4 protein-coding genes and 1 pseudogene are annotated in these 8,497 nt (G+C 72.0%); 3 read left to right on the forward strand and 2 right to left on the reverse strand.

The window, feature by feature from the left end; all coding sequences use genetic code 11:
- Positions 1-39: 39 nt before the first annotated feature.
- From HV826_RS08350 to HV826_RS08360, 3 genes are read left to right on the forward strand one after another with little or no spacing between them, the layout of a single operon-like run.
- On the forward strand, positions 40-2,088 hold the full coding sequence (locus HV826_RS08350) for an FtsX-like permease family protein (RefSeq protein ID WP_176416471.1): 2,049 nt from the start codon (positions 40-42) through the stop codon (positions 2,086-2,088).
- A complete protein-coding gene (locus HV826_RS08355; RefSeq protein WP_176416472.1) occupies positions 2,085-3,395 on the forward strand; it encodes an ABC transporter permease in 1,311 nt (436 codons plus the stop codon). The genes HV826_RS08350 and HV826_RS08355 overlap by 4 nt, the downstream gene beginning before the upstream one ends.
- Positions 3,395-4,189 (forward strand): outer membrane lipoprotein-sorting protein, encoded by a 795-nt coding sequence (locus HV826_RS08360; RefSeq protein WP_176416473.1) that lies wholly within the window; start codon positions 3,395-3,397, stop codon positions 4,187-4,189. Before HV826_RS08355 ends, HV826_RS08360 begins: the two co-directional genes overlap by 1 nt.
- A 9-nt stretch (positions 4,190-4,198) precedes the next feature.
- Here the strand turns inward: HV826_RS08360 and HV826_RS08365 are convergent, their stop codons facing one another.
- Positions 4,199-8,251 carry an amino acid adenylation domain-containing protein gene (locus HV826_RS08365; RefSeq protein WP_368670870.1) on the reverse strand — a complete coding sequence of 1,351 codons (4,053 nt, stop codon included), beginning with the start codon at positions 8,249-8,251 and terminating at the stop codon, positions 4,199-4,201.
- 6 nt (positions 8,252-8,257) lie between these two features.
- Positions 8,258-8,497, reverse strand: a pseudogene (locus HV826_RS38020) (phosphopantetheine-binding protein); the annotation flags it as partial.

Genomic DNA, 8,497 nt, shown 5'->3' on the forward strand with positions numbered 1-8,497 from the left:
TTGTTTTCGCGGGACTCGAATCCTTAGGATTCGGGGTTCATGCTTTTCCATTTCGCGCTGCAGAGCGTGCGCTCCCGTCCCCGGAGCTGGCTCGTCGGCTTGCTCGCGGCCAGCATGGCGGCCCTGCTGACGCTGGGGCTGTCCCTGGTCGGCAGCATCTACGACGGCACCCGCCTCAGCATGATTGAGAGCGGGGCGGGCCACCTCCAGGTCTACAATGCCAACTCCGCCGAAGGGCCGCAGATGTCGCTGGGGCCGGGCGGGGCTCCGGAGATGGTGCCCCTGCCGGACTACGCTCGCACCCGCGAGCTGCTGCTTGGCGTGGACGGCGTGCGCGACGTCGTTCCCCTGGAGGTGGGGACCGGCCGGGTGTTCCGCGGCAACTACCTGGATGAGAAGCTCGCCGCGGTGCGCGACGTGGCGCGCGCGCCGGCCTCGGCCGAAAAAGACGCGCGGCTGGGCCGCATGGCCGACGACCTCCGGCGCGCGCTCGAGCGCGTCGCCAGGGACTCGCGTCGCCGCGATGAGGCCTTCTCCCAGAGCGCTGGAAGCGCGGAGGACGCGCGCGCGCTGGAGCAGGCGCTGGCGCCGTCCTTCTGGGCGCGCTTCGTGGCCGAGCCCCTCCCGGTGCTGGAGTTCCTGGAGAACCGGGTGGCCAAGCAGGTGGGTGAAGGCGAGTCCATGTACCTCGACTACGTGGGCACGGACCTGGGCGGCTTCGCGAAGGCGTTCGGCCGCTTCGAGCTCGTCTCCGGAGAGCTGCCTCCCCGGGGTACGCGAGGGCTGCTGCTGGGGCAGGCCGTCTATGAGCGCTCCTTCAAGCTGCCCATGGCCGTCCGGTTGGACGAGCTGAAGCGCGAGCGCGAGCGCGGGGCGACCTTCGCGGGCGACGAGCGGCTGGGCACGCAGGTGGAGCGCAGCCTCGCGGAGATCCCCGACCTGCTGTCGCGCCTGGACGTGGAGCGGGCCACGGCGCTGCGGGCCGCGCTGGAGGCGGTGCTGGGGCAGCCCGGGGAGCTGGAGCCGCTGCTGGAGAAGTTCTGGGTGCTGGATGATGGCAACTTCGACGCGCGCTTCCAGGCGTTCTACGGCACGCTGGCGCCCCACCTGCCGCTGTACCGGGTGCGTCCGGGTGACACGCTGGTGCTCAAGGGCACGCTGGACAACGACCCGGGCGTGGCAGTGAAGGTCTGGGGCACCTACCGCTTCCGGGGACTGGGCGGGGACGGCAGCCAGGCCAACGGCGCCTCGCTCCTGGACCTGGCCACCGTGCGTCACCTGTCCGGACGGATGACGCGCGAGCAGATGGAGGAGGCGAAGCAGTTGCTGGCCGCCGTGGGCATGGATTCGAAGGAGGAAGCCCCTTCGTTCGACACGTTCAGCCCGCCGCGGATGCTCGACGTGGAGCCCGCGGCTCCCACCGAGGACGCGCCGGCGCCCACCTTCGCGCGCGCGTCGTTGCCCCCCACCTTCGATGCGGCGGACCTGGAAGATGGCATCTTCCACGCCGCGCTCGTGCTCACGCCGGACGCCGATTCGGACGCCGTGGCGGAGCGCATCCAGCAGCTCGCCCAGTCGAAGGGCGTGCCCCTGGCGACGGCGGACTGGCGTGAGGTGGGCGGCTTCGTCACCGGCATGGTGGGGATGACGCAGGTGTTGCTGGTGGCGCTCGGCGGGATGATGGGGCTGTTCGTGCTGGGCGTGTCGGCGGGCACGTTGTTGCTGCTGGCCCGTGAGCGGGTCGGCGAGGTGGGCACCCTGCGCGCGGTGGGCATGCAGCGCCGGGACGTCTTCTTCGGGCTGATGCTGGAGGGCCTGGTGCTGGGCGCGGTGGGGAGCCTGCTGGGCCATGGCCTGGGCGCGGCGCTGCTGTGGGGCCTGGGCGCGGACGGCATCGCGGTGCGGGACGAGGCGCTGCAGTTCTTCCTGGGCGGCGCGGTGCTCCGGCCGGAGCTGGCGGCATGGCACGCGGCCGTGGTGGGCGTGGGGGTGACGCTGGTGGTGCTGGTCGCCACCTGGATTCCGGCGTGGCGCGGCAGCGCGGTGACGCCAGCGGTGGCCATGCGCCTGCGGGAGATGGACGGATGAGGGGCCTTCTTGGCATCGCGTTGCGCAACCTGTTCCTCCGCCGTGAGCAGGGGATGCTGCTCTTCGCCGTCATCGCCGCCGCCAGCGGCGTGTTGGTGGGGGTGATGTCCCTGAGCGCGGGCGTCGCCGCGACGCAGAAGGACGTCGTGACGACGTTCCTGAGCGGTGAGCTGAACGTGGGAGGCTTCTTCAAGGTCCACCCCGACAGCATCTCCCCGGTGGTGGGGGACGCCGCGCGGGTGCGGGCCGTGGTGGAGCCGCTGGTTCCGGACGGCTGCCTGCTGCGCGAGCGCGGGCGGGGACAGGCCACCGCGGGCGCGGGCCGTCACCGGGTGCGCTCCTACGTGGTGGCGCTGGACGTGGAGGGCGAGGGCGCCGCGCTGCGCCGCTTCAAGGTGAAGGACGGCGCGCTGGAGACGCTGGCGCGGCCGCGCACGGTGGCCCTGTCCACGCAGCTGGCCGGGCGGCTCCACGTGCGCCTGGGTGACATGGCGACGCTCTTCACGCAGACGGTGGGGGGCCAGCGCAACGCGCTCGACGTGGAGGTGGTGGCCATCACCGAGCGCGCGGGCCTGCTGGGCGAGAGCGCGGGTATCCTCGTCTCCAACGCGACGCTGCGCGAGCTGGACGGCTACCGGCCCGGCTCCGCGGGCGTGCTGCAGGTGGCCTGCGCCGGCGCGGACGGTGACATGCTGGACGTGGACGGGCTGGCGGGCCAGCTCCGGGATTCGCTGCGCCAGGCGGGGTTCACCGTGCTGCCGCCCGCGCGCGAGGCCTACGGCGACAAGCTGTCACCCCTGCTGCGCGAAGGCTGGGCGGGGCAGCGCGTGGACGTGACGACGTGGGAGGACGAGTCCGCCTTCCTCGGCTTCATCTCCGCGGGGCTGGCCGCGCTGACGGTGCTGGTGGGCGCCATCACCCTGGCGGTGGTGATGATGGGGTTGTTCGTCTCCCTGAGCGTCGCCGTGCGGGAGCGGACGCGCGAGGTGGGCACCCTGCGCGCGGTGGGCATGCATCGCCGGTCCGTGGTCGGCATGTTCATGCTGGAGGGCATGTTGCTGGGCGCGGTGTCCTCCGGCCTGGGCGCCCTCGTGGCCACGGGCGTGTGTGTCCTGCTCCGCGATGCGATTTCCCTCCCGGAGGCCCTGTCCGGCTTCCTCTTCAGCGACACGCTCCCGCTGGCGCCGGGCCCCGGGCACGTGGTGGCCGCCGTCATCCTGGCCACGGTCGGGGCGACGTTGGCGTCCATCATCCCTGCTGCTCGCGCTTCCTCCCTCTCTCCTCGCTCCGCCATGGACTCCCTTTGATGCGCACTCGAATCCCGCTGCCTTCGTTCGTCCTCGCGCTGTTGCTGCTACCCGTGCTGGCTGTCGCGGCGGAGGCAAAGGAGGCAACGGAGGCAAAGCCCTCCGCGGACGAACTGGTGCGCCAGGTGGACAAGCGCATGTCCATGCAGAGCGACTACCGGGGCGTGGTCCGCATCCGCGAGACGCGCAAGGACGGCATCGAGCGGCTCATCGAGATGCAGGTGTACCGCCGCGACTCGTCGCAGAACTTCCTGATGGTCATCACCCAGCCGCGGAACCTGGCGGGAGGCGGCTACCTGCGCATCGGGAAGAACCTGTGGGAGTACAACGCCGCGCTGGGCCACTGGGAGCGCACCACGCGGCGCGCCAACATCGTGGGCACCATCGCCTGCGAAGGGGACTTCGACCGCTCGCGTCTGTCGGAGGACTACACCGCGGTGGACGAAGGGGAGGAGGTCATCCAGGGCACGCGCTACCGCAAGGTGTACCTGTCCGCGCGGCCCGACACCGAGGTGAGCTTCGCGCACCTGCGGCTGTGGTTGGACCCGGACCTCAACATCGTCAAGCGCATCGGATATGCGCCCTCCGGGCGGGTGCTCCGCACGGACCTGGTCCGCAGCTACCAGAAGCTCAAGGACCCCGTCACCCAGCAGCCCATCATCCACTACCGCGAGGTCTTCGAGCAGGAGGAGGAGGAGGGCACGCAGCTGGTGGTCCGCTACGAGGACGTGCAGCTGGCGCCCCTCAGCCCCAACCTCTTCACGAAGTCGTGGCTGGAGGGGCGCCTGCGCTAGCCGCGCCGGCTACGCCTCACCGAGCGCCTTCTCCACCAGGTACCGCGCCAGCACGCTCACCGTCGGGGGCTCGATGGCCCCCGAGTGCCCACCCGGCAGGGGCACCACGTCGATGCGCTCGCGCGGGACGTCCTGGCTCCAGCCGAGCGTCTCGTCCAGCGACGGGTTGCCGTCGGCCCGGAAGAGCAGCAGCCGCGCGCGCACGTCGGGCACGCGCCAGGTGCGCACCTGCGGCGGGAGGATTTCTCCGGCCAGGTGCCACATGCGCTTCAGGTCCGTGCCGGTGAAGTGGGGCGCCACGGTGCCGCGCTCCCTGGCACGGGCCGCCACGCGCTCCCATTGCGCGCCCTCTGACGGCAGGCCCGCGAGCTCCGCTTCCAGCGCCGCGTCGAGCACCTCGAACGTCTTCGCGAGCTGGAGCACGGGCGGCAGCGTCAGCGGCGCCACGGCGTTGAGCGCGCGGACGGTGAGGGTGTCGATGAGGGCGAGCATGCGCACCTCCTCGCCCGCGGCCTCGAGCGCCGCGGCGACGCCGTAGGCGGGGTACCCACCGAACGAGAAGCCGGCGAGCAGGTAGGGCCCGCGCGGCTGCACGGCGCGGATGTCCTCCGCGTATGCGGCGACGCGCGCCTCGAAGGTGTCGAACCCGCGATGCGACATCGTCTCCGGCGCCTGCAGGCCGTGGCAGCGCAGGTGCGGCGACAGCAGGGGCACGAGGTGGCGGTAGTAGTGCAGCTCCCCATCTCCGGGGTGCATGAGGAAGAGCCGGGGCGCCTCCGCGGGGGCCTCCGGCCCGGACAGGCGCACCACGCTGGAGAGCGGCGGGCCCTGCTCCAGCAGCTCCCGGAGCGCGTCGGTGGTCTCCTTCAGCACGGGGTACTGGAAGAGGGTGGCCAGGGGGACCGGGAGGCCGAACTCCTCCTCCATGCGCGCGAGCAGGCGCATGCCCAGGATGGAGTCTCCGCCATGCTGGAAGAAGTCGTCGTCGGGCCCCAGGCCAGGCTGCTTGAGGACGTCTCGCCACAGGTTCAACAGCCGCATCTCCAGCGTGGAGCGGAGCTCCAGGGCCGTGGTGGCGTTCGCCGGGGGCTCCGGCGCCTGGGTGGCCGCCGCGTGCGCGTCCGGGTCCGGCAGGGCGTGACGGTCCACCTTGCCGTTGGCGTTGACGGGCAGGGCCGCCATGACGACGAAGGCCGCGGGCATCATGTACGACGGGAGTTGCTCCGCCACGTGCCCGCGCAGCGCCTCGACGGCCACGGCCTCCGGTGGCGCCTGGACATAGGCGGCGAGCTGCTGGAGCCCCGTGGACGCGGTGCGGGCCAGCACCACCGCCTCCTCCACGCGCGGGAAGCGGCGCAGGCAGGCCTCGATTTCCGAAAGCTCGATGCGGAAGCCGCGAATCTTCACCTGGTGGTCCGCGCGGCCCAGGAAGCGCAGGCGCCCATCTGGCAGCATCCGAGCCAGGTCTCCCGTGTGGTACATGCGCGCGCCCGGCGCGGCGGCGAACGGGTCGGGGATGAAGCGCTCCGCCGTCAGGTCCGGCGCGCGCAGGTACCCCCGTGAGAGCGCCGCGCCGCCGATGTACACGCGCCCAGGCAGACCCGGCAGCACCGGCGTCAGGTGTTCGTCCAGGAGGTAGAAGCGCACGCGCGGAATCGGACGGCCAATGGGGAACGTGGCGTCGGTGCCCACGCCTTCCGCGCCGGGGATGTCACACGTGGCGGAGGTAATCGTGCACTCGGTGGGGCCGTAGACGTTGAGCCACGGGGCATGGCCGCCGCCCACGCGCACCCAGGCCTCGTATGTCTCGCGCTTGAGGACGTCACCGCCAGGCGCCAGCAGCCGCAGCCGCGCGGGCACCCGCTGCCCCAGGGCCTCCATCTGGCGGATCCACTCCTCGATGTACGTGGGCGGCAGGCTGATGAGGGTGATGTCCGTCTCCTCCAGGTACGGCGTCATCGCGTGCGCGGGCACCAGCCCGCTGCGCATCACCACCGTGGCGCCCACCGCGAGCGGCGGGTAGAGGTCCTCCGCCGCGGCGTCGAAGCTCAGCGGCGCGAACTGGAGCATCCGGTCCCCGGGCCGCAGGCCGAAGCGCGCGGCCATGGCGAGGTTGTGGTTGACCACCGAGCGGTGCTCCACCATCACCCCCTTGGGCTCGCCCGTGGAGCCGGAGGTGAAGACGATGTAGGCGAGCTGCGTGTCCGCCACCGCGCGCGGTCCGGGCTCCAGGTCCTCCGCCACGTGCTCGGGCTGGAGCGGCACCTCCACGTGGGGCACGAGCCCCTGGTGCGCGGCCAGGGCCTCCGCGTCCACCCACAGCCTGCGAACGCCGGCGCGCTCCAGCACGGCGCGCTTGCGGGGCTCGGGCCAGTTGGCGTCCAGCGGCACGTAGGTGCCTCCCGCCTTGAGGATGCCCAGCAGCGCGGCCATTCCCTGCGCGGAAGGCTCCATCACGAGGGCCACCCGCTCCTCGGGACGCAAGCCGTGTTCCAGCAGGTACCGCGCCAGCAGGTTGGCGCGGGCATTCAGCTCCGCGTAGCTCCAGGTCGTCGCGTCATGGGCCACCGCGGGCGCGCTCGGCGTGCGGTGCACCTGGGCCTCGAAGAAGGTGTGGATGCAGGTGCCGGCGGGCACGTCCTGTGGTCCACCCGAGAGGGCTGACAGCACCTGCGCCTGCTGCTCCGCCGAGAGCAAGGGCAGCCGGGACAGGGGCGCGTCCGGGGCACGCACGGCCTGAGACAGCAGGTGCTCGAAGGCCTGGGCCATGCGGCTGGACGTCGCGGGGGTGAAGAGGGCGCTGTCGGTGGCGAGCAGCCCCTCCATGCCCCCTCCGGGGTGCTCCACCAGGCTGAGCACCACGTCGTAGGCGGGGATGACGCTGTCGCCGAGCAGCTCCGACGCGGAGAGTCCCTCGAAGGACGGGCGGGAGAAGCGGTCCAGGACAAGAAGGGCCTGCGCCAGGAGCGGCGCGGTGCGGCTGGCGTCGGGCTGCACGGCGTCCGCGATGCGCTTGAAGGGGACCTCCTGGTGGGTGGTGGCGTGCAGCACCACGCCGTGGGCGCGGCGGAGCAGCTCCCGGAAGGAGGGCTGTCCGGAGACATCGGTGCACAGGGGCAGGATGTTCGCGAAGTAGCCCACCCGGTGCTCCGTCTGCGGCAGGGTGCGCCCGGAGGATGGTGAAGCCACGACGACGTGCGACTGGGCGCTCAGGCGGTGGAGCCAGGCCTGCGTCAGCGCGAGCGTCGCGGTGAAGGTGGAGACGCCCTCCTGGCGCGCGAGCGCCTCCAGCGCGCTCATGTCTCCGGAGGCGAGCGTCAGCCGCGTGGGGCGCATGTTCGCGTTGAGCGCGGGAGCGCGGCGCGGGAAGTCGGTGGGCAGGTCCAGCACCGGCGGCGCGTGGGCCAGGGCCTGCTTCCAGGACTCGAGGCTCGCGTCCACCTGGCGCTGGTGCTCCGGGCTGCGTTGCCAGAGCGCGAAGTCGCCGTACTGGATGTCGGGCGGGAGCGGCGCGGGCGCGCCGGTGCGAGCCGCTCGATACGCCGCGACCAGCTCCTCCATGAACGCCTGCGTGCCCACGCCATCCGTGACGAGGTGGCTGAGCGAGGCGATGAAGGCATGCCGCAGCCCCGTCGTGTCGAGCTGGACCAACTCGAAGCGATAGAGCGGGCCTTGCTGAACGTCGAAGTGCCGCTGGGCCTCTCGCGTGGCGGCGGCGCGCGCGGTGTGCTGCGCCTCTTCAAGCGACAGGTGTGACAGGTCCGTTCGCGAGAGGACCGGACGCCGTGGGCCGTGCACCTGGGCGATGACGCGGTCGGCTTCCAGGTGGAAGGTCGTTCGCAGGGTCTCGTTGTGCTCCAGCACGGTTTCGAGGGCGGCTTCGAGCTTCGTCGCGTCGAGCGCGCCTTCGAGAACGAGGGACACCTGCACCACGTAGGGCGGAGCATCCGGGAGCTGGAGCGCGTACCACAGGCGCTCCTGGACCAGCGACGCGGGGAAGCGCGACGGCCTGGGGCTCGCGGGCCGCAAGACGTCCTGGGCCTGCGCCGCCGTGCCGATCACCTGCGCCAGTGCGGCGACGGAGGGAGAGGAGAAGAGGGAGGCGAGAGGAAGCTCGACGCCGAAGGAGGAGCGGATGCGAGCGGCGAGGCGGGTGGCGCTGAGGGAGTGTCCGCCGAGAGAGAAGAAGTCGTCGTGGCGAGAGAGGGAGGAGAGGCCGAGGACCTGACAGAAGAGTTGAGCGAGGAGCTCCTCGACGTGGCCCTGGGGAGGAAGAGAGGGGTGGGCGTCGTCGGAGGGGAGAGGGAG

The sequence above is a fragment of the Myxococcus sp. AM010 genome (genome assembly GCF_013372585.1).
Taxonomy (GTDB): domain Bacteria; phylum Myxococcota; class Myxococcia; order Myxococcales; family Myxococcaceae; genus Myxococcus; species Myxococcus vastator.